This is a genomic window from Nonomuraea sp. NPDC050153 (assembly GCF_044460125.1).
GTDB lineage: Bacteria > Actinomycetota > Actinomycetes > Streptosporangiales > Streptosporangiaceae > Nonomuraea.
In genome coordinates, this window is sequence record NZ_JBITJQ010000017.1 from 127491 (window position 1) to 146906 (window position 19416).

The window sequence follows — 19416 nt, forward strand, 5'->3', positions numbered from 1 at the left end:
GAGCTTACGGTGAATTCCGCGGGAGGCCTCCGCTCGACTCATCACCCATCTCCACAACCCGGGGGTTTCGCATGCCCGCAACGACGTTAGAAACCGGACATCCCGCTCGCACGCGGATCATGGCCGTGATGGCCGCCGCCGTGATCCTCGCGGTGGCCCTGGTCGCCGCCGTCAACCTCGCCATCCCCACGCTCGCCGCCGGCGAGCTGCGCCCGTCCCCGTCGCAGATCCTCTGGATCGTCGACGCGTACGTCATCGTCTTCGCCTGCCTGCTCATCCCCGCCGGAGCGGCCGGAGACCGGTTCGGCCGCAAGGGGGTGCTGCTGACGGGGCTGGGCGTGTTCGCGGCGGGCTGCCTGCTGGCCGCGCTCGCGCCGGACGTCGGCACGCTGATCGCCGCCAGGGCGGTGAGCGGCGCGGGAGCGGCCATGGTGATGCCCGCCTCGCTGGCCCTGACGGTCGGCGCCTACCCGGTCGCCGAACGCGGGCACGCCGTCGCTGCCTGGACCGCCGCCACCGGCGCGGCCGGGGTGCTCGGCAACGTGGGCGGCGGCGCGGTCATGGAGTATCTGCCGTGGCGGGCCCTGTTCGGCGTGCCGGTGCTGCTGGCAGGCGTGCTGGCCGTGCTGGTCGCCGTGGTGGTGCCGCGCGCGCCCCGCATGGGGGCCGCCCCGCTGGACCTGCCGGGGACGGTGCTGCTCACGGCCGCGTCCGTGGCGCTGCTGGCGGGGGTCATCCAAGGGCCCGAGGCCGGATGGGGGAGCGGGTTCGTGCTGTCGGCGTTCGGCGTGGCGGTCGTGCTGCTGTGCGTCTTCGTCGGGCACCAGCTCCGCGCGCCGCGGCCGCTGCTCGACCCGCGCCTGTTCGCGCTGCCGCGGCTGCGGGCGGGGACGCTGGGCGTGGCGGTGGCGTTCTTCGGGCTGTTCGCGCTGTTCTTCGTGAACGCCCGCTTCCTGCAGGAGGTCAAGGGCTTCTCGCCGCTGGTCACCGGCGTGGCCATCGTGCCGCTGGTGATCCCCATGATCGTCCTGTCGCGGCTGTCGGGCCGCCTGCCCGCCCGCGCCGCCGTCCCGGCCGGGCTGGCGGGGATCGTGGCGGGGCTGGCGCTGCTGTCGTTCGCGGACGCGGCCATGCCCTACCCGGTGTACGCCGTCGGCCTGGTCGTCATGGGGGCGGCGATGGGGGTGTGCCTGCCGGTGCTCTCGCACGAGATCATGGCCGCGCTGCCGCGCGAGCGCGCCGGGCTCGGCTCGGGGCTCAACAGCGCCACCCGCGAGCTCGGCAGCGCGGTCGGGGTCGCCGTCATGGGCACGGTGATGACCACGTACGGGACGAGCGCCGGCTACCGCGTCGTGGCGGCCGTGGTCCTGGCCGGCGGCCTGCTGGTCGCGTGGTGGCGCCGGCGGGGCTGAAGCCGGCGTGCGGACGTGGCCCGCCGCGGGGCGCCGCGGCGGGCCGTCCGGCTCAGTAGCGTTCGCTGAGGTTGAGGTTGATCTCGGTCAGTACGGTCGTCGCCTTGGTGTACTTGAGCAGGTTCGCGAGGTCGTCCGGCAGCAGCAGGGTCGCCTGCGCGTGGCGGGCGGCCTGGGCCACCGACTTCAGCTCCAGCGCGGCGGCGACCAGCGAGGAGATCTTCGTCGCCGCGTTGATCCGCCGGTCGGCGAGGTTGAGGTAGGCCGTCAGCAGCTGGGCCCGGAGGAGGTCTGACTGCCTGATCGACAGGGCGAAGACGGCGTTCACCTCGGCCCGGGTGAGTGCGCCGTCCGGAGCCGAGCCGTCGGCGCCGTCGAAGCGGGCGTCGGTCGCCTGGATCCGGGCCAGCACCTCGGGAGTCTGCTGGTCGGGGTGCAGTTGCCAGATCAGCTGGGCCCACGGGTTCCGGGTGGGGGTGACTTCGGTGACGGTGGTGGAGGCGGTCGCGGCGACCGGCTCGTAGACGCAGCCGTTCCCGTTCTGGTACGAGGTCGAGGCGGAGTCGGGGAGCTCGTTCCCGGCGACGAACAGCAGGCTCGGCCGGGCAGTGAACTGCACACTGGAGGTCGCGCCGCCTTCGAGCGACCCGAGCGACCAGGTGAGCGTGGTCGTGCCGTCCGGGTTGGCGGTCACCGACGAGGGCTTGGGCCCCGTGCCCCGGTCGAGGGCCCGGCTGTAGGTGACCTCGGCCGGGAGCGTGTCGGTGAGGGCCACCTGGGTGGCGGTGCCGCTGCCCGCGTTGGTGACCTTCAGGTCGATCGTCATGGCCTCGCCCGCGTTGACCGTCCGCGGCGCGGTCTTGGCCAGGGTCAGCCTCGGGGCGTGCACGGTGGTCTCGGCCTTCGCGGTGTTGTTGGCCGTGTTCGCCTCGGCGCCGCCGCCGGTGTCCTTGGCGGTCGCCGTCGCCGTGTTGGTCAGGACGGTCCCGTTGGCGGTGTCGCAGGGGATCGCGTACGTGAACGTCTCGGCCGTGGACACTCCCGAGCCGAGGTAGGGCACCTGGCGCGTCTGATCCGGGCCGCCGGGCGGGGTGTCGGTCAGGCCGATCGCCGTCGCGGCGCCGGTGCCGACGTTGTCGAGCTTCACCTGGTAGGTGAGGGTGTCGCCGGGCTCGGCGTCGGACTTGTCGACGGTCTTGGTCGTGGCGATGTCGGGGTCGTACTGGTTGAAGAAGGCGATCTCCTGACGCTGCACCGTGGCGAAGTCGAGCTCGTCCGCCGGGCCGCTGCCGGCCCCGGTGCAGGTCGGCGCGCTCACCGGGTAGCTGCTGCAGGCTCGCCCCATGCTGTCGGGCGACTGGTCGGCCCGGAACCTGATGGCCGCCCAGTCGTTGTGATCCGTGAGGGTCTGGCTGTCATTGCCATTGCCGTTGATGTCCACTCTCACGGGGGTCGGCTCGATGATCGGGACGCCGGTGCCAGGGGTGGTGTTGTCGTTCCAGTTGAGCGGCCCGTTGCCGATCCCCGCTCGCCACGGCCTGATGGTGCTGCCCGGGTGGGCGAGGTTGTCGGTCGTCCAGAACGTGTAGTCGGCGCCGTCGCCTATCCCGTTGCCCTCCATGAGCGAGTTCTCGGCCAGCTTGGGAAGCTTTCCGGTCGAATACCCGATGCGGGTCGCCCCGGTCTTCCAGGTCCCGGTGTCGGCGACGAGCAGGGGCGGCGGGCTGTTGGGGATGCCCGACTGGAAGAAGTAGTTCATGACGCTGAGGTAGTTGGGCTTGAAGTTGACCTCGTTGGTGTCGCCGCCGTGGGCCAGGCCGAGCGCGTGCCCGAGTTCGTGCATGAGGGTACCGGCCTGGTCCTGTACGGTGCCGACCTCGGCGTCGTCCCTGCCCGATCCGGGGTTGAGCACCTGCACGTCGGTGACATTCGTGCTGGTCGTGTCGCAGGTGCGGTCAGGCCCCACCTGGACCGCTCTGCCGACCACCCTGTCGTCGCCCACCGGCCTCGTCTGGAGGACGTCGTCGCCGCCGTAGTCGACGCCGAAGTCCGCCACGCATATGGTCCGCCACGAGCCGAGGGTGACGAGGAAGTCCTTGTTGTTGTCCCTTTGGAATTCGCAGCACTCGCCTGAGGTTCCCTGGGAGGTCGAGCTCCCGTTCGCGCGGGTGACGATGAGGTCGTGGCCGAAGATCGCATAGTGCGCGTACGGGAACAGCTCCCGGGGAAGATTCGCGTTGCGGGCGTCGACGAAGTCGGTGTTGTTGATCAGGCCGATGGCCGGCTGTTCGTTGAGTCGCGCGCCCGGGATGTAGACGAAGTCGACGCCGTCAGAGCGTGCTCCGTACGGGCACGGATTCGCCGCTGGGACGGGCGCGTTCTTGAAGGCGTTCTTGACCAAGGTGATCGCATCGTCCTTGGGCCGGTGGGAATGCCTGCCGTCGGCCATGTAGTCGACCTGGAGGATGATCGTCTTTCGACACGGGTCGGCGCCCAGCGCCGGCAGATCGGCGAGGACCGCGCCGCCGCGGTCGCGTATCCCGGACAGCTCGACGACGTCCGGGATGCCGTCCCGGTCGGTGTCGGGAAGATCGGCGTCGACCGTGATGCCGAGCCTGGTCTTCCTGCCGTCGTTGTCCTTGGGGAAACCGTGGTCGCCGTTGCCCTCGACGCAGCTCTGGCCCCTGAACTCGCCGGAGGTGTCGATGCACGGCGTGCTGAAGACGATGCCGTCCCCCGACAGGGAGCGGGAGCGGAAGTCGTAGACGAGGTTCAGTTCGTTGTCCTGGGACTGAGGGCTGATGTCCATCCTGTCGTCGTTGGTGCGCAGGCCGTTGTCCCAGTCCCACATGGCGACGGTGATGTTCACGGTCGGTTTGTCGCCGGGCAGGCCCGACCTGGTGAACACCCAGCCGTTGGGTGCCTCGGGCAGGCCCAGGGGCGAGAACTCGTCGTCCTCGATCCGCGGGCCTTCCTCGAGGGGCCCGTCGGCGATCTGGACTTTCGGGTAGTAGTCCCCCTCTCCCCCGTCTCCGAGAAGCCCGTCGTCCGGGTTCTCGATCTGGCGGAGATAGTCGATGGAGAAGGTCAGGGAGAGGGTCGGGGCCGCCGCCGCGGCAGGCGTGGCCAGTGCCGGGATCGATGCGACGACCAGCGTGCCGATCGCCCCGATGGTGAGCCGCCGGCGCCATAAGGCCAGCCGCCCCCGCCACGTTCTCGGTCCATGTTTGACGCCCACGGTCGTTTCCTCCAGGAGAGTTCGCCTTGCGGAGGATCGTCCGGCTTCTTGCCATGCCCGCGCATGAGTAGCCCCTACTCAGGTTGGGAGGCCCATCGGCGTCGAGATCGCGTTCACCGTCGTGGATCGATGTGGATCTTCGGGCCCGGGCCGGCGTCGGCCGGGCGGTGGCCGGACAGGATCTCGGCGGTTTCGGCGAGGCCGATGGTGGCGGCGACGAGCGGGCGGGCGTCGACCGAGCCGTCGGCGTAGGCGGCGATGGCCCCGGCCAGGCCGGTCGAGCCGCCCAGGATGCCGACGGCGGTGACGTCCTTGAGGAGCAGGTCGCGGGTGTCGAGGGTGCTCGGGGTGCCGGCCAGGCCGATGTAGACCACCCGCCCGGCCGGTTCGACGAGGTCGAGCGCGAGCGCGGGCAGCTCGGGCGCGTTGGAGGCGTCGACGACGGCGTCCCACCGCAGCGCCGGCAGCGACGACCGGGTCCACGCGCCCGTGAAGCCCAGGGATCGTGCCAGGTCCAGCCCTGCGAGATCGCGGCCCAGCAGGTGGACCTCGATCCCCTGAGCCCGTGCGAACAGCGCCCCCAGCAGGCCGATCGTCCCCGTGCCCAGGATCAGCAGGCGCTCGCCGGATCGCAGGCCGGCGCCGCGGACGGCGCGCAGCGCGTTGCCCCCGGGCTCGACCAGCGCGCCCAGCGTGGGGTCCAGCGTGTCGGGCAGCGCGTGCAGCGCCGTCACCGGTACGGCGAGCTGCTCGGCCAGCGCCCCGGCACGGCCGAGGCTGATGCCGATCTCCGACAGTTCGGCGCACACGTGGTGGCGGCCGGCACGGCAGCGCTCGCAGTGCCCGCAGCCGAGCATCGTGTCACCGGTGACGCGGCGGCCCAGCCGGCCGGTGTCCACGCCTTCGCCCACGGCGGTGACGCGACCGCACCACTCGTGGCCGGGGCGCAGCGGATACCACGACCGTCCGGTGTGCAGGTAGCTCATCTCGCCTGTGAACAGCTCCATGTCGGTGCCGCAGACCCCGGCCCGCTCGACGTCCACGATCACCTGCCCGGGCGCGGCGACGGGCGGCTCGACCTCCTGGACCTCGGCCTTGCCCGGGCCGGTCAGGACCAGCGCGCGCACTACCGGGGCCTCGGGACGAGCCGGTCGGGGTGTGGTCGTCCATACGCCATGTTCCGAAGGCTAGACCACCGTTCCGGAAAGTGGAAGTTATCCGCAATGAGAGCTTCCTCCGATGAGTGAGTATCGGCTAATCTCGCAGCAACTTCCAGAAAATAAATCCTCGTTCCGATTATTGAAATATTGGCTGCGGACCGTCGGCCCGGTGCCGTACGAATCCCACGGAAAGGACCTCATGACCTCCTCCCGCACCGCCCTCATCACCGGAGGCGTCAGCGGCCTGGGCAAGGCAGCCGCGCTCCGCCTGGAGAAGGAAGGCGTCTCGATCATCACCGCCGACGTCGCCGAGGGTGCCGACCTCGTCCTCGACGTCACCGACGCCGCCGCCGTGCAGGCCGCCGCCGACCAGGTGGGACCGGTCGACATCCTCGTCAACTCCGCCGGGATCGTCGGCCCCAACGCGCCCCTGTGGGAGATCCCCCTGGACGGCTGGCTGCGCACCTTCGAGGTGAACGTGCACGGCACCTTCAACACCTGCCGCGCCTTCGTCCCGGGCATGCGCGAGCGCGGCTGGGGGCGCATCGTCAACATCGCCAGCATGGCCGGCAAGGACGGCAACCCGAACATGTCGCCGTACTCCGCCTCCAAGGCCGCCGTCATCGCGCTGACCAAGTCCCTCGGCAAGGAGCTGGCCACCAGCGGCGTGCTGGCCAACGTCATCGCCCCGGCCGTCATCGCCACCCCGATGAACGCCACCACCGGCCCCGAGGCCCTGGCCCACATCGCCGGCCTCATCCCGATGGGCCGCATCGGCCGGCCCGAGGAGGTCGCCGAACTGATCGCCTGGCTCACCTCCGACAAGGTCAGCTTCTCCACCGGCGCCGTCTACGACATCAGCGGTGGCCGGGCCACGTACTGACGCATCACGAGGACCCCGACGATCGATGAGCCCACAGCATGGTTGTCAAAGGCGGCGATCGTGATCGACGATTGATCCGTGGAGCTGCAACAGATGCGCTATGTGGTCGCGGTGGCGGAGACCGCGAACTTCACCCGGGCCGCCGAGCGTTGCCAGGTCGTCCAGTCCGCGCTGAGCCACCAGATCGCCCGCCTGGAGCGGGAGCTGGGTGCCCGGCTGTTCGACCGCACCAGCCGCCGGGTCACGCTGACCCCCGCCGGGGAAGCGTTCCTGCCCGCCGCCCGGCAGGCGCTCGACGCCGCCGAACGGGCGCGCGCCGAGGTGGCGGCGGCCTCCGGCGAGCTTCGCGGCCGGCTGGCCATCGGCACCATCCCCACCGTCACGGCGGTCGACCTGCCGAGCGCCCTGAAGAGCTTTCACGTGCGCCATCCGCAGGTGCGGATCACGCTGCGCGTCGGGGCGAGCGACGAGCTGGCCGAACAGGTGCGGCAGGGCGCGCTGGACATCGCGTTCCTCGGGCTGCCGCCGAGCGTGCGGCCGAAGGGCGTACGGGGACGCGCCCTGGCCCGGGGTGAGCTGGTCGCGGTGGTGGCGCCCGGCCACCCGCTGGCCGACGCGGCCGGCGTGGATCTGCACCGGCTGTCGAGCGAGGTGTTCGTCGACTTTCCCGTCGGTACGGCCGCGCGCGCTCAGTCGGACGAGGCGTTCGCCGCCGCCGGGGTCAGCCGTGAGGTCGCCTTCGAGATCACGAACGCCGACCTCATGGCGCGGCTGGTCCGGCTGGGCCTGGGCATCGCCATGATGCCCGCCGCCTTCGCGCCCGAGCTCCCGGGCGTGCACCTCGTCGAGCTCCGCGATCCGCCCACCCGGGTGGAGCACCTGATCTGGAGCCGCCTGCGCCCGTCGCCGCCCGCCGCCGCGTTCCTGGCCGCCCTGGACATCCGGGCCATCGGGGAGATGCAGGAGCCCGAATAGCGCCCTCTGCAGGTCGTCAGGGGGCGGTCAGCGGTTCGGCCTGGTAGGCGCGGTGCAGCAGCCGTACGAAGGACTCCGCCTCGGGCAGGGGCACGGAGCCGATCCGGTGGACGGGCACCCCCGGCGTCCAGGAGTTCATGACCACGGCCCCGGCCAGGTCAGGCAGGTCGGCGAGGGTGAGCTCCCGGGCGCGCTGGGGGATGCCGAGCCGATCCAGCTGACGGCGGACGACGGCCATCGTGGTCCCGGTCAGCATGTCGGCCACGGGCCACACGACGGCGGTGCCGTCCCAGAAGGCCAGGTTCCAGATCGAGCCCTCGCTGAGCCGGCCACGGCGGTCGACGAAGGCGGCGTCGTCGAAGCCCTGTCCGGCGGCCTGGCGGAGGAAGTACGTCTTGGCCACCTCGCCGACGTGCTTCACCCCGGGCAGGACCCGCTCGTGCTCGACCGCCGCCAGCGTCAGCGGCCCCGCCGGACCGGAGGCGGCGGGCCCCGTACGCACCAGCACCTCGGGCTCCACCTCGGCCCCGGCCACGGTGAACTCGCCCGCCGGTGAATACACCGTGGCCGTCAGCGAGACGTCGGCCGGTCCGGCCGGCAGCGCCGCCCGCAGGCGGGACCGCACCCGATCGTCGGGCAACGCCCGGCCGAACAACTCCAGCGAGGCGCGCCGCAGCCGTTCCAGGTGCAGGTCCAGGCCGCGGACCCGGCCTCCGCGCACCTGCATGGCGGTGAAATGCGCATAGCCGGCGAAGGCCAGCGGCGCCAGCTCCTCGGCGGTCACGGGCCGGCCGTCGCGTTGGGCGGTGAACATCGAAATCTCCCCTTCACGTGGTGGTCAGGGAAGTCGAGCCTGCCGCAGTCCAGCCGGATCGCCCAGAACTCCGCTGGTCCTACTACTGGCAGGGTCAGCCTTGTCCGGCGTCCTGTGCGTACGATCGGGTGTTATGACGGAAATGGCCGATATCGGGGAGTTCTTGCGCAGCCGCCGGGCGCGGTTGAGGCCGGAGGACGTCGGGCTGCCGGTCTTCAACCGGCACCGGCGCGTGCCGGGGCTGCGCCGCGAGGAGCTGGCCCAGCTCGCCGGCGTGTCCGTCGCCTACCTCACGCGGCTGGAACAGGGCAAGGGCAACAACGTGTCGGCCGAGGTGCTCGGCGCGATCACGCGCGCGCTGCGGCTGAGCGACACCGAGCACGAGCACCTCACGCGGCTGGTCAAGTGCCAGGACCGCAGGAAGTACGGGCCGCCGCCGCGACTGCAGCAGGTACGCACCGCGCTCGGGCAGATGCTCGCCTCCCTGGAAGGGGTCCCGGCGTACGTGACCGGGCCGCGTTCGGACCTCCTGGGCTGGAACCCGATGGCGGCGGCCCTGTTCGGCGACTGGGACCGGCTGCCGTCCCAGGAGCGCAACTGGGCGCGGCTGGTGTTCCTGGAGCCCGGCCATCGGCGGCTGTTCGCGGACTGGGAGTCGAAGGCGGCCGACGTCGTCGGCGCGCTTCGCCTGTACGCCGGCTGCTATCCCGACGATCCGCGGCTGCTGACCCTCGTGGGCGAGCTGTCGGTGAAGAGCGAGACGTTCCGCCACCTGTGGGCCGGGCACGACGTCAAGGAGAGCAACCACGGCGTCCGGCGCCTGCGGCACCCGCTGGTGGGCGAGCTCACGCTCTCCTACGAGTCGTTCCGCCTGCCCGACGACCCCGAGCAGTCCCTGACCGTCTACCACGCCCCGCCCGGCTCCGCCGCGGCGGAGAACCTGCGGTTGCTGGCCAGCTGGGACGCGTCCGTCAGCACTCGATGACGTTGACGGCCAGGCCGCCGCGCGAGGTCTCCTTGTACTTGTCGAGCATGTCGCGGCCGGTGTCGCGCATGGTCTTGATGGCCTTGTCCAGCGAGACGAAGTGGCGGCCGTCGCCGCGCAGGGCGATGCGGGCGGCGGCGATCGCCTTGATGGAGGCCACCGCGTTGCGCTCGATGCACGGGATCTGGACCAGGCCGCCGATCGGGTCGCAGGTCAGGCCCAGGTTGTGCTCGATGCCGATCTCGGCGGAGTTCTCCACCTGCTCCGGGGTGCCGCCCAGCACCTCGGTCAGCCCGGCCGAGGCCATCGAGCAGGCCGAGCCCACCTCGCCCTGGCAGCCCACCTCGGCGCCGGAGATCGAGGCGTTCTCCTTGAACAGCACGCCGATCGCCGCCGCCGTCAGCAGGAAGCGCACCACGCCGTCGTCGTCGGCGCCGGGGACGAACCGCATGTAATAGGTGAGCACCGCCGGGATGATGCCCGCGGCGCCGTTGGTGGGCGCGGTGACGATGCGGCCCCCGGCGGCGTTCTCCTCGTTGACCGCCAGCGCGAACAGCGACACCCAGTCCATCGCGTGCAGCGGGTCCTTCTCCGGCGCCTCGGCCAGCAGGCGCCGGTGCAGCCCGTGGGCGCGCCGGCGCACGCGGAGCCCGCCGGGCAGCACGCCCTCGGAGGCGATGCCGCGGCGGACGCATTCGCTCATCACCCGCCACAGGTCCAGGATGCCCGCGCGGATCTCCTGTTCGGTGCGGCCGAAGGCCTTCTCGTTCGCCAGCATCAGCCCGGAGATCGACAGCCCGGTGCCGGCGCAGTGCTTGAGCAGCTCCTCCGCGGTCGTGAACGGGTAGGGCAGGACCGTGTCGTCCGCCTTGACGCGGTCGGCGCCGGTGGCCGTCTCGTCGACGACGAAGCCGCCGCCGACCGAGAAGTACACCTTCTCCCGCAGGACCCCGCCGTCGGCCCCGAGGGCGGTGAAGCGCATCCCGTTGGGGTGGCCGGGCAGGGAGATCCTGCGCTCGAAGACCAGGTCCTCGCCGACCACGAACGGCACCGGGTGCGTGCCGCAGAGCGCCACGGTGCCCGACTCCCGCATGGCCAGCAGCCGGGCGTCGACGGAGTCCACGTCGACCAGCTCCGGCTTCTCGCCGGACAGGCCGAGCAGCACGGCCTTGTCGCTGCCGTGGCCCTTGCCGGTCAGCCCGAGCGAGCCGTACAGGATCACCCCGACCCGGGCGACGGAGTCCAGCAGCCCGTCCTGGCGCAGGCCCCGGACGAACCTGTGCGCCGCCGCCATCGGCCCGCCCGTGTGCGAGCTGGACGGCCCGATGCCGATCTTGAACAGGTCGAAGACCCCGATGCTCACGTCACGTACTCCGTCGCCGCGTCCAGCAGCCACTCCGCCAAGTAGGCGGCGAAGGACGAGCGCACCAGCACCAGGAACCCGTCCTCCCGCGGCACGAGCACGACCTGCGCCCGCGCCAGCACGGTCTGCGCGCACCGGCCGGGCCCGAACACGCTGGGATGCAGGTCGAGCGCGCAGCCGTGGGCGAGCAGGTCGCGCGCCCTGGGCCCGCCCACGAACAGGGTGGTGCGCTGCGCCGAGACGTCCACGATCGATCCGTGCCGCTCGCCGAGCGCCTTGCGCAGCAGCTCGGGCCGGTACCCGGGCGGGGCGATCACCAGCCACTCGTCCGGCCCCAGCCAGGCCGCGGTGACCTCGCCGGAGGTCACCGCCGTGTTGGGCTCGACCGGCAGCGGGACGCCGAGATCGGTCCCGGGCTCCACCCGCACGTTGACGTGCGTGAGGAAGGGGACCTCCCGCAGCGTCAACGCCCCGCTCCGCGAGGCCGCCTCGAAACGGCCGGCGAACGCCGCGGCCGGACTCCTGCGCTCAACCATCGCGACGCGCTCCTTCCGGGTCATAAAGGACGTGGGACGTGACGGTCACCGGCACCATGGCGTCGCCGACGGGCGCGTAGAGCCGCTCGCCGTGCCGCGACTGCCCGCCCTTGAGCAGGGCCAGCGCGAACGTGCGGCCGAGCGCCGAGCTGCGGTAGCTGGAGGTGACGTGGCCCAGCATGGGCACCGGCGGCTCGGGCAGCTCGGCGGAGGCGACCAGGTGGGCGCCCTCCGGCAGCAGGAAGCCGTGGTCGTCGGGCAGCAGCCCGACGAGCTGCTTGCGGTCGGGCCGGGAGGTGTCGGCCCTGGCGTGGGAGCGCTTGCCCACGAAGTCGGGCTTCTTCTTCGACACCACCCACGACATGCCCAGGTCCTGCGGCGTGACGGTGCCGTCGGTGTCCTGGCCGACGATCGGGTAGCCCTTCTCGGCCCGCAGCACGTGCATGGTCTCGGTGCCGTACGGGGTGACCCGGCCGTCGGACATGATCGCGGTCCACAGGCGGAGCCCGTCCCAGGAGGTCACGTTGATCTCGTAGGCCAGCTCGCCGGAGAAGCTGATGCGGCACACCCGGGCGGGGATCCCGGCCACCTCGGCCTCGCGCCAGGTCATGAACGGGAAGTCGGCCGCCGAGACCGCCAGGTCCGGCGCCAGCGACGCGAGCACCTCGCGCGAACGCGGCCCGACCAGCGCGACCGTCGCCCACTGCTCGGTCACCGAGGTGAAGTGCACCCGCAGCGACGGCCACTCGGTCTGCAGCCACTCCTCCATCCAGTCCAGCACCGCGGCGGCGTTGCCGGTCGTGGTGGTGACCAGGAAGTGGTCGGCGGCCAGGCGGATGACGGTGCCATCGTCGAAGACCATGCCGTCGGCCCGGCACATCACGCCGTACCGGATCGAGCCGACGGCCAGCGAGCTCATCAGGTTCGTGTAGATCCGGTCGAGGAACTCGCCCGCGTCCGGGCCGATCACGTCGATCTTGCCGAGCGTGGAGGCGTCCATCGCCGCCACGTCCTCGCGGGCGGCGCGGCACTCGCGCAGCACGGCGGCCTCCATGTCCTCACCCGGGCGCGGGAAGTACCACGGCCGCTGCCACTGCCCGACGTTCTCGAACAGCGCCCCGTGCTCGGCGTGCCACTCGTGCAGCGCCGTCACCCTGACGGGGTCGTGCAGCGCCCCGCGGTCGCGCCCGGCCAGCGCCGCGAAGCTCACCGGCGTGTACGGCGCCCGGTAGGAGGTGATCCCGGCCTCGCCCACCGGCACGCCCAGCGCGTGGGCAACCACGGCCGAGGTCAGCAGCCCCGACGTCTTGCCCTGGTCGTGCGCGGTCCCGGCGGTGGTGTAGCGCTTGACGTGCTCGACCGAGCGCAGCCCCGCGCCGGTGGCGCGCAGCACGTCGGCCGCGGTGACGTCCCGCTGCAGGTCCACGAAGTGCCCGCCCCACCATCCGACAGGGTCGTCCGCCGGCACCAGCCAGTACGGCATGCCGCCGGGCCCCGGGGGCACCGGCCCGCCGTCCCCGGCGCCGTCGATCAGGCAGCCCTCCAGCGTGAACACGCCCCTGGCGGCCCCGGCCACGCGGACGTCCTGCCGCGAGACCCCGGGCACCAGCGCGGCCAGGTCCTCGTCGTAGCGCAGCGTCCCGCCCGACTGGCTGAACAGGTGCACCACCGGGTTCCACCCGCCGGACACCAGCAGCAGGTCGGCCTCGATCTCGGTGCCGCCGGCCAGGACGGAGGAGACCTCGCCCGCGCCCCTGGCGGCCTCGACCGCCTGCCCGGCCAGCACCTCGATGCCGCGCCGCCGGGCCTCGGCCAGCGGCCCGGGGGAGGGGCGCACGTCCACGATCGCGGCCACCTCCAGGCCCGCGTCCGCCAGGTCGAAGGCGGCCTCGTACGCGCTGTCGTTGGTGGTGAAGACCACGGCCCGGCGGCCGGGCAGCACGCCGTACCTGACGGCGTAGGTGCGCGCGGCGCCGGCCAGCATGACGCCGGGCAGGTCGTTGCCCGCGAAGGCGATCGGCCGCTCGTGCGCGCCGGTGGCCAGCACGACCCGGCCCGCCCGGATGCGCCAGATCCGCTCCCTGGCCACGTGGGCGGGGGCGGCCCCGCCGAGGTGGTTGGTGCGGCGCTCGACGGCCATGAGGTAGTTGTCGTCGTAGTAGCCGAAGACAGTGGTGCGGCGGAGCACCGTGACGTCCGGCAGGCGCTCCAGATCGGCCGTCACAGCGGCCGCCCACTCGTGGCCGCTGACCCGGCCGTCTCCGGAAGACACTTGCTCGGTGCCGCCCAGCAGGCTGCCGCCCGGCCGGGGCTGTTCGTCGGCCAGGATCACCCGGGCCCCGCCCCCGGCCGCGGCCCGGGCGGCGGCCAGCCCGGCGGGGCCGGCGCCGACCACCAGCACGTCGCAGTGGGCGTGCACGGCGTCGTAACGGGCCGGGTCGGGCCCGTCGGCCAGGCGGCCCCGGCCGGGCAGGCCGCCGGCCACGAGCCCGTCGTACAGCTCGACCGTGGTGGCCGGCTGCATCGGCTCGGGGAAGGGCCACTCGATCTGGACGAGCGCGTTGGGCTCCTCGCTGCCCGCGGCGAAGATGCCGCGCGGGCGGCCCAGCTTCACGCTGGTGGCGGTCTGCCGGACGCCGTTGGCCAGCAGCGCGGAGGCCAGGGTGTCGCCGGGGTGACCGGTCAGCTCGCGGCCGTCGAAGCGGAAGCGCAGCGTGCCGCCGCGGTCGATCAGCCCGCCGGTGGACAGCCTCATCGGGCCTCCAGGATCTCGTTGGTGGCGGTGTCGCGGACCAGGTTGAACCAGCGGCGACAGCCCGCCGCGTGGCTCCACCGCTCGGCGAAGGGGCCCTTGGGGTTGTCGCGGAAGAACAGGTAGCGCGCCCACTCCTCGTCCGACAGCGCGGCCGGATCGGCCGGGTAGGCGACGTGGGCCTGCCCGCCGTAGTGGAACTCGGCCTCGTCGCGAGGGCCGCACCAGGGGCATGGGATCTGCAGCATCGGCGGCTCCTCAGTGCGCGACCGCGGCGGCGCCGTGCTCGTCCACGAGCGCCCCGGAGGTGAATCGGTCAAGGGAGAAGGGGGCGTTGAGCGGGTGCGGCTCGTCGTTGGCCACCGTGTGCGCGAAGCACCAGCCCACGCCGGGCGTCGCCTTGAAGCCTCCGGTGCCCCAGCCGCAGTTGATGTAGAGGTTCTCGACCGGGGTCAGGCCGACGATCGGCGAGGCGTCGGGCGAGACGTCCACCACGCCGCCCCAGGTGCGCAGCACGTGCGCGCGGGCGAAGATCGGGAACAGCTCCAGCGCTGCCGCCATCTGCCGCTCGATGATGTGGAAGGCGCCCCGCTGCCGGTAGGAGTTGGCCGCGTCGATGCCGGCGCCCATGACCAGCTCGCCCTTGTGCGCCTGGCTGACGTAGACGTGCACGGCGTTGGACATGACGACCGTCGGGTGCACGGGTTCGAGCAGCTCGGACACCAGCGCCTGGAGCGGGTGGCTCTGCAGCGGCAGGTCGATTCCCGCGGTCTTGGCCACGACCGAGGAGTGCCCCGCCGCGCACAGCGCGACCCGGCCCGCCGCGATCGTGCCCCGGGTGGTCTCCACGCCGGTGACCCGGCCGTCGCTCACCTGCAGCCCGGTGACCTCGCAGTGCTCGATGAAGTCCACGCCCAGGGCCGCCGCGGCGCGCGCGTACCCCCAGGCGACGTGGTCGTGCTTGGCGATGCCGGCGCGGGGCTGGAAGGTGGCGCCGAGCACCGGGTAGCGCACGTGGGGCGAGATGTCGACGATCGGGCACACCTCGCGGACCTGCTCGGGGTCCAGCCACTCGGCGTCGACGCCGTTGAGCCGGTTGGCCTCGACGCGGCGCACGCTGTCGCGCACGTCCTGGAGGCTGTGCGCGAGGTTGAGCACGCCGCGCTGGCTGAACAGCAGGTCGTAGCCGAGCTCCTCCTCCAGGCCCTCCCACAGCTTGAGCGCGTGCTCGTAGATGCCCGCGCTCTCGTCCCACAGGTAGTTGGAGCGGATGATCGTGGTGTTGCGCGCCATGTTCCCGCCGGCCAGCCATCCGCGCTCCAGGACCGCGATGTCCGTGATGCCGTGGTTCTTGGCCAGGTAGTAGGCGGTGGCCAGGCCGTGGCCGCCGGCTCCGACGATGATCACGTCGTAGGAGCGCTTGGGCTCGGCGGCGCGCCACAGCCACTCGGGGTGCTCGGGCAGGTTCATCGGGCCTCTCCGTACAGCGGGTGCTTGCCGGCCAGGACCTCGACCCTGTCGCGCAGGAACGACAGGTCGGCCTCCGGCGTCAGCGCGGTGGCGATGATGTCGGAGACCTCCGCGAAGTCGGCCGCCTCGAATCCGCGCGTGGCCAGCGCCGGGGTGCCGATCCGCAGGCCCGAGGTGACCATCGGCGGGCGCGGGTCGAACGGCACGGCGTTGCGGTTGACCGTGATCCCGGCCGCGTGCAGCCGGTCCTCGGCCTGCTTGCCGTCCAGCTCGGACTCGCGCAGGTCGACCAGGACCAGGTGCACGTCGGTGCCGCCGGTCAGCACCTTCACGCCCGCGGCCGCCGCGTCGGGCGCCAGCAGCCGCTCGGCCAGGATGCGCGCGCCCTCCAGCGTGCGGCGCTGCCGCTCCCCGAACGCGTCCCCGGCGGCGACCTTGAAGGACACCGCCTTGGCCGCGATCACGTGCTCCAGCGGGCCCCCTTGCTGGCCGGGGAAGACCGAGGAGTTGATCTTCTTGGCGAGCTCCGCGGTGGACAGGATCACCCCGCCGCGCGGGCCGCCGAGCGTCTTGTGCGTGGTCGTGGTCGTGATGTGCGCGTGCGGCACGGGGGAGGGGTGCAGCCCCGCCGCCACCAGCCCGGCGAAGTGGGCCATGTCCACCATCAGGTACGCGCCCACCTCGTCGGCGATCCGGCGGAAGGCCGCGAAGTCCAGGTGCCGGGGGTAGGCCGACCAGCCGGCGATGATGAGCCTGGGGCGGTGCTCGCGCGCCAGGCGCTCGACCTCGTCCATGTCCACCAGGTTGTCGCTCTCGCGCACGTGGTAGGCGACCACGTTGTAGAGGCGGCCGGAGAAGTTGATGCGCATCCCGTGCGTCAGGTGGCCGCCGTGGGCCAGGTCGAGGCCGAGGATGGTGTCGCCGGGCTCCAGCAGCGCGGCCATCGCCGCGGCGTTGGCCTGGGCGCCGGAGTGCGGCTGCACGTTGGCCGCCTCGGCGCCGAACAGCGCCTTGATCCGGTCGATGGCGATCTGCTCGATCACGTCGACGTGCTCGCAGCCGCCGTAGTAGCGCCGGCCCGGGTAACCCTCGGCGTACTTGTTGGTGAGCACCGAGCCCTGGGCCGCCATCACGGCGGCGGGCGCGAAGTTCTCGGAGGCGATCATCTCCAGCGTCGAGCGCTGCCTGGCCAGCTCGGCGCCGATCAGGGCGTGGACCTCGGGGTCCACCACGTCCAGCGGGGTGTCGATCATATGAGGTCCTTTCCCTAACCGCGCAGCCGGGTCATCGCCGGGTCGAAGAGCGGCTCCTCCGCCACGACGGCCGGGACGCGCTGGTCGAAGTAGCCGATGTGCAGGGCCTGGCCGGGGTTCGCGAGCGCGGCGGGCAGCCAGGCGTAGGCGATGCCGCGGCCGACGGTGTAGCCGTAGGCGGCGCTGGTGACGTAGCCGGCGACGCGGTCGCCGTCGTAGACCGGCTCCTTGCCCATGACCACCTCGTCGGTCAGCAGGCAGGTGAGCTTCCTGCCGACCGACTCCTTGCGCTCCAGCAGCGCCCGGCGGCCGACGAAGTCGCCCTTGTCCAGCTTGACCGCGAAGCCGAGGCCGGCCTCGTACGGGTCGTGCTCGAAGGTCATGTCGGTGCCGAAGGAGCGGTAGCCCTTCTCCAGGCGCAGGCTGGTGAAGGCGCCCCGGCCGCCGGCCAGCACGCCGTGCTCCCCGCCCGCGGACCAGAGCGTGTCCCAGAGCTTGAGCCCCATGTCGGCGGTGGTGTAGATCTCCCAGCCGAGCTCCCCGACGTAGGACAGGCGCAGCATGGTGACGGGCACGTTGCCGATGAAGCCGCGGGCGCCGCGGAAGTACTTCAACGCGGTCAGGTCGATGCCGGTCAGCGGCTGGACCAGGTCGCGGGCCCTGGGGCCCCACACGCCCAGGCAGCAGGTGCCGGCGGTGATGTCGCGGATGAACACGTCGGCGGGGCGGTGCCGCTCCAGCCAGTCCAGGTCCAGGTTGCCGTTGGCGCCGACCTGGAAGCGGTCGGGGCCGAGCCGGGCCACGGTGACGTCGCTGCGGATGCCGCCGTCGGTGTCGAGCAGCAGGCAGTACGTCACCGAGCCGACCGACTTGTACACGTCGCCGGTGGTCATCCGCTGCAGGAACGCCAGCGCGCCGGGGCCGCTGATCTCCAGCCGCTTGAGCGCGCTCATGTCGTACAGCGCGACCGCCTCGCGGGTGGCCTGCGCCTCGGCGCCGACGATCGGCGACCAGTACTGCGCGGCCCACGGTCCGGGCGTGGGGAGGTCGCGCCCGGCCGGCAGCGGCGCGTTGGCGCCGTACCACTGCGGGCGCTCCCAGCCCGAGGCCTCCAGGAAGACGGCGTCCAGGTCCCGCTGGCGCGGGTGGAAGGGGCTCACCCGCAGCGGGCGCGGGTGCTCCATCGGCTGCAGCGGGTGGATGATGTCGTAGACCTCGACGTAGTTCTGGCAGCCGCGCTCGCGCACGTAGTCGGGCGCCAGCTGGTGCGGCTCGAACCGGTTGACGTCGCACTCGTGCAGGTCGAACGAGGAGCAGTGGCCGTCGACCAGCCACTCGGCCATCGCCCGCCCGACGCCCGCGGAGTGGGTGACCCAGACCGCCTCGGCCACCCAGAAGCCCTCGACGTCCGGGGACTGCCCCATCAGCGGCAGGTGGTCGGTGGTGAAGGAGAACAGCCCGTTGATGCCGGACTCGACCTCCGCCTTCTGCGTGTCGGGCAGCAGCGCCTGGGTCTCCTCCCAGGCCACGGCGAAGTCGTCGGGCGTGAAGGTGAGCACCGACGGCATCACCTCCGCCTCGTCCACCGAGAGGATCTCGTCGGCGCTGATCGGCATCGGCCGGTGGCCGTAGTAGCCGATGCCGAGCGTGTCGTAGCGCTCGCGGTAGTACAGGTCGGCGTCCTGGTGGCGGAGGATCGGCCGGGTCGCCTCCTCGGTCTGCCCGGCCAGCCCCGGCACCTGCCCGGTCCAGGCGAGCTGGTGGGCCAGCGGGGTGAGCGGCAGCTCCATGCCGACCATGCGGGCCACCCGCGGGCCCCAGATCCCGGCGCAGCACACGACCACCTCGGCGGGCAGGTCGCCGTGGTCGGTCACCACCGCGCACACCCTGCCGTCCTGGGTCCTGATGTCGAGCACCTCGTGCCGGGGCAGCACCCGCACGCCGCGCTCCTGCGCCCTGGCCAGCTGGGCGTCGACCGCCTTGACCGCCTTGGCCAGCCCGTCCGTCGGGATGAACAGCCCGCCGAGCACCTTGGCCTCGTCCAGCAGCGAGTGCTTGGCGACGCACTCCTCCGGTGTGAGCAGGTGCGCCTCGATCCCCCACGCGACCGCCCAGCCGTGCCTGCGGCGCAGCTCGGCCAGCCGCTGCGGGCCGGTGGCCACCTCCAGCCCGCCGACCTGCAGGAAGCTGTCGAGCTCGACGAACTTCTCCGCGGTGTAGCGGGCCATCTCGGTCATCGTCTTCGAGCCGTTGATCTGGAAGACCAGGCCGGGGGCATGCGACGAGGAGCCGCCGGTGGCGGGCACGTCTCCCTGGTCGACGACGGTGACGTCGGTCCAGCCTCGGGCGGACAGTTCGTCGGCCAAGGCGGCGCCGACCACGCCCGCGCCGATGATGACCACGCTCGGGCCCGTCATAGCCACCTCCGTTGTTGCGTGATATGCAACCAAACGCGCTTTCCGCAACAAGCGTCGCTCGCCGCATTCCGGGTGTCAAGGGGTGTTCTGTCTTATTCCGTACGGCTTTCGAGGGATCTATCCAGGCGCTGGGCGCACACGTGCGCCCGGCCCGATCG

Annotated in this window: 14 protein-coding genes; 4 read left to right on the plus strand and 10 right to left on the minus strand. The window is 72.2% G+C overall.

What is annotated here, in order from left to right:
- Window positions 1-128: 128 nt before the first annotated feature.
- Window positions 129-1412: an MFS transporter gene (locus ACIBQ1_RS34940; RefSeq protein ID WP_397283576.1), complete on the plus strand. Its 1284-nt coding sequence runs from the start codon at window positions 129-131 to the stop codon at window positions 1410-1412.
- Between the two features lie 52 nt (window positions 1413-1464).
- Here the strand turns inward: ACIBQ1_RS34940 and ACIBQ1_RS34945 are convergent, their stop codons facing one another.
- Together ACIBQ1_RS34945 and ACIBQ1_RS34950 are read right to left on the minus strand one after the other, a co-directional pair.
- Window positions 1465-4650 carry a CARDB domain-containing protein gene (locus ACIBQ1_RS34945; RefSeq protein WP_397283577.1) on the minus strand — a complete coding sequence of 1062 codons (3186 nt, stop codon included), beginning with the start codon at window positions 4648-4650 and terminating at the stop codon, window positions 1465-1467.
- Between the two features lie 113 nt (window positions 4651-4763).
- The gene (locus ACIBQ1_RS34950) at window positions 4764-5777 is read right to left on the minus strand and encodes a zinc-binding dehydrogenase (RefSeq protein ID WP_397283578.1); all 1014 of its coding nucleotides are present in this window, start codon (window positions 5775-5777) and stop codon (window positions 4764-4766) included.
- Between the two features lie 202 nt (window positions 5778-5979).
- Between ACIBQ1_RS34950 and ACIBQ1_RS34955 the strand changes: the two genes are divergently transcribed.
- Window positions 5980-6693, plus strand: a complete 714-nt coding sequence (locus ACIBQ1_RS34955; protein WP_397283579.1) for an SDR family NAD(P)-dependent oxidoreductase — start codon at window positions 5980-5982, stop codon at window positions 6691-6693.
- A gap of 78 nt (window positions 6694-6771) precedes the next feature.
- Window positions 6772-7668, plus strand: coding sequence for a LysR family transcriptional regulator (locus ACIBQ1_RS34960; RefSeq protein WP_397283580.1), 897 nt, complete (start codon window positions 6772-6774; stop codon window positions 7666-7668).
- 16 nt (window positions 7669-7684) lie between these two features.
- On the opposite strand, the gene ACIBQ1_RS34965 is transcribed toward ACIBQ1_RS34960, so the two are convergent.
- A complete protein-coding gene (locus ACIBQ1_RS34965; protein WP_397283581.1) occupies window positions 7685-8482 on the minus strand; it encodes an aminotransferase class IV family protein in 798 nt (265 codons plus the stop codon).
- 133 nt (window positions 8483-8615) lie between these two features.
- Here ACIBQ1_RS34965 and ACIBQ1_RS34970 point away from each other — a divergent pair, with 133 nt between their 5' ends.
- Entirely contained in the window at window positions 8616-9467 is an 852-nt protein-coding gene (locus tag ACIBQ1_RS34970; protein ID WP_397283582.1) for a helix-turn-helix transcriptional regulator, read from the plus strand.
- Here ACIBQ1_RS34970 and ACIBQ1_RS34975 read toward each other — a convergent pair.
- Genes ACIBQ1_RS34975 through ACIBQ1_RS35005 form a run of 7 tightly spaced genes read right to left on the minus strand, consistent with a single transcriptional unit; the run spans window position 9454 to window position 19258 of the window.
- Window positions 9454-10830, minus strand: a complete 1377-nt coding sequence (locus ACIBQ1_RS34975; RefSeq protein WP_397283583.1) for an L-serine ammonia-lyase — start codon at window positions 10828-10830, stop codon at window positions 9454-9456. The two genes, ACIBQ1_RS34970 and ACIBQ1_RS34975, sit on opposite strands and share 14 nt — an antisense overlap.
- Window positions 10827-11366, minus strand: a complete 540-nt coding sequence (locus ACIBQ1_RS34980; protein WP_397283584.1) for a sarcosine oxidase subunit gamma — start codon at window positions 11364-11366, stop codon at window positions 10827-10829. The genes ACIBQ1_RS34975 and ACIBQ1_RS34980 overlap by 4 nt, the downstream gene beginning before the upstream one ends.
- On the minus strand, window positions 11359-14121 hold the full coding sequence (locus tag ACIBQ1_RS34985) for a 2Fe-2S iron-sulfur cluster-binding protein (protein WP_397283585.1): 2763 nt from the start codon (window positions 14119-14121) through the stop codon (window positions 11359-11361). Before ACIBQ1_RS34985 ends, ACIBQ1_RS34980 begins: the two co-directional genes overlap by 8 nt.
- Window positions 14118-14366: a sarcosine oxidase subunit delta gene (locus ACIBQ1_RS34990; protein ID WP_319708365.1), complete on the minus strand. Its 249-nt coding sequence runs from the start codon at window positions 14364-14366 to the stop codon at window positions 14118-14120. Before ACIBQ1_RS34990 ends, ACIBQ1_RS34985 begins: the two co-directional genes overlap by 4 nt.
- Before the next feature lie 10 nt (window positions 14367-14376).
- Window positions 14377-15588: a sarcosine oxidase subunit beta family protein gene (locus tag ACIBQ1_RS34995; RefSeq protein WP_397283586.1), complete on the minus strand. Its 1212-nt coding sequence runs from the start codon at window positions 15586-15588 to the stop codon at window positions 14377-14379.
- Window positions 15585-16841, minus strand: a complete 1257-nt coding sequence (glyA, locus tag ACIBQ1_RS35000; RefSeq protein ID WP_397283587.1) for a serine hydroxymethyltransferase — start codon at window positions 16839-16841, stop codon at window positions 15585-15587. The genes ACIBQ1_RS34995 and glyA overlap by 4 nt, the downstream gene beginning before the upstream one ends.
- 14 nt (window positions 16842-16855) lie before the next feature.
- On the minus strand, window positions 16856-19258 hold the full coding sequence (locus ACIBQ1_RS35005) for an FAD-dependent oxidoreductase (protein ID WP_397283588.1): 2403 nt from the start codon (window positions 19256-19258) through the stop codon (window positions 16856-16858).
- Window positions 19259-19416 lie beyond the last annotated feature (158 nt).

What these genes read in the sequence shown, in the direction of transcription:
- ACIBQ1_RS34940 (WP_397283576.1), top strand. Translation starts at nt 129, where the DNA reads ATGGCCGCCGCCGTGATCCTCGCGGTGGCCCTGGTCGCCGCCGTCAAC.
- ACIBQ1_RS34965 (WP_397283581.1), bottom strand. Translation starts at nt 8,482, where the DNA reads ATGTTCACCGCCCAACGCGACGGCCGGCCCGTGACCGCCGAGGAGCTG.
- ACIBQ1_RS34970 (WP_397283582.1), top strand. Translation starts at nt 8,616, where the DNA reads ATGACGGAAATGGCCGATATCGGGGAGTTCTTGCGCAGCCGCCGGGCG.
- ACIBQ1_RS34980 (WP_397283584.1), bottom strand. Translation starts at nt 11,366, where the DNA reads ATGGTTGAGCGCAGGAGTCCGGCCGCGGCGTTCGCCGGCCGTTTCGAG.
- ACIBQ1_RS34985 (WP_397283585.1), bottom strand. Translation starts at nt 14,121, where the DNA reads ATGAGGCTGTCCACCGGCGGGCTGATCGACCGCGGCGGCACGCTGCGC.
- ACIBQ1_RS34990 (WP_319708365.1), bottom strand. Translation starts at nt 14,366, where the DNA reads ATGCTGCAGATCCCATGCCCCTGGTGCGGCCCTCGCGACGAGGCCGAG.
- ACIBQ1_RS34995 (WP_397283586.1), bottom strand. Translation starts at nt 15,588, where the DNA reads ATGAACCTGCCCGAGCACCCCGAGTGGCTGTGGCGCGCCGCCGAGCCC.
- glyA (WP_397283587.1), bottom strand. Translation starts at nt 16,841, where the DNA reads ATGATCGACACCCCGCTGGACGTGGTGGACCCCGAGGTCCACGCCCTG.
- ACIBQ1_RS35005 (WP_397283588.1), bottom strand. Translation starts at nt 19,258, where the DNA reads ATGACGGGCCCGAGCGTGGTCATCATCGGCGCGGGCGTGGTCGGCGCC.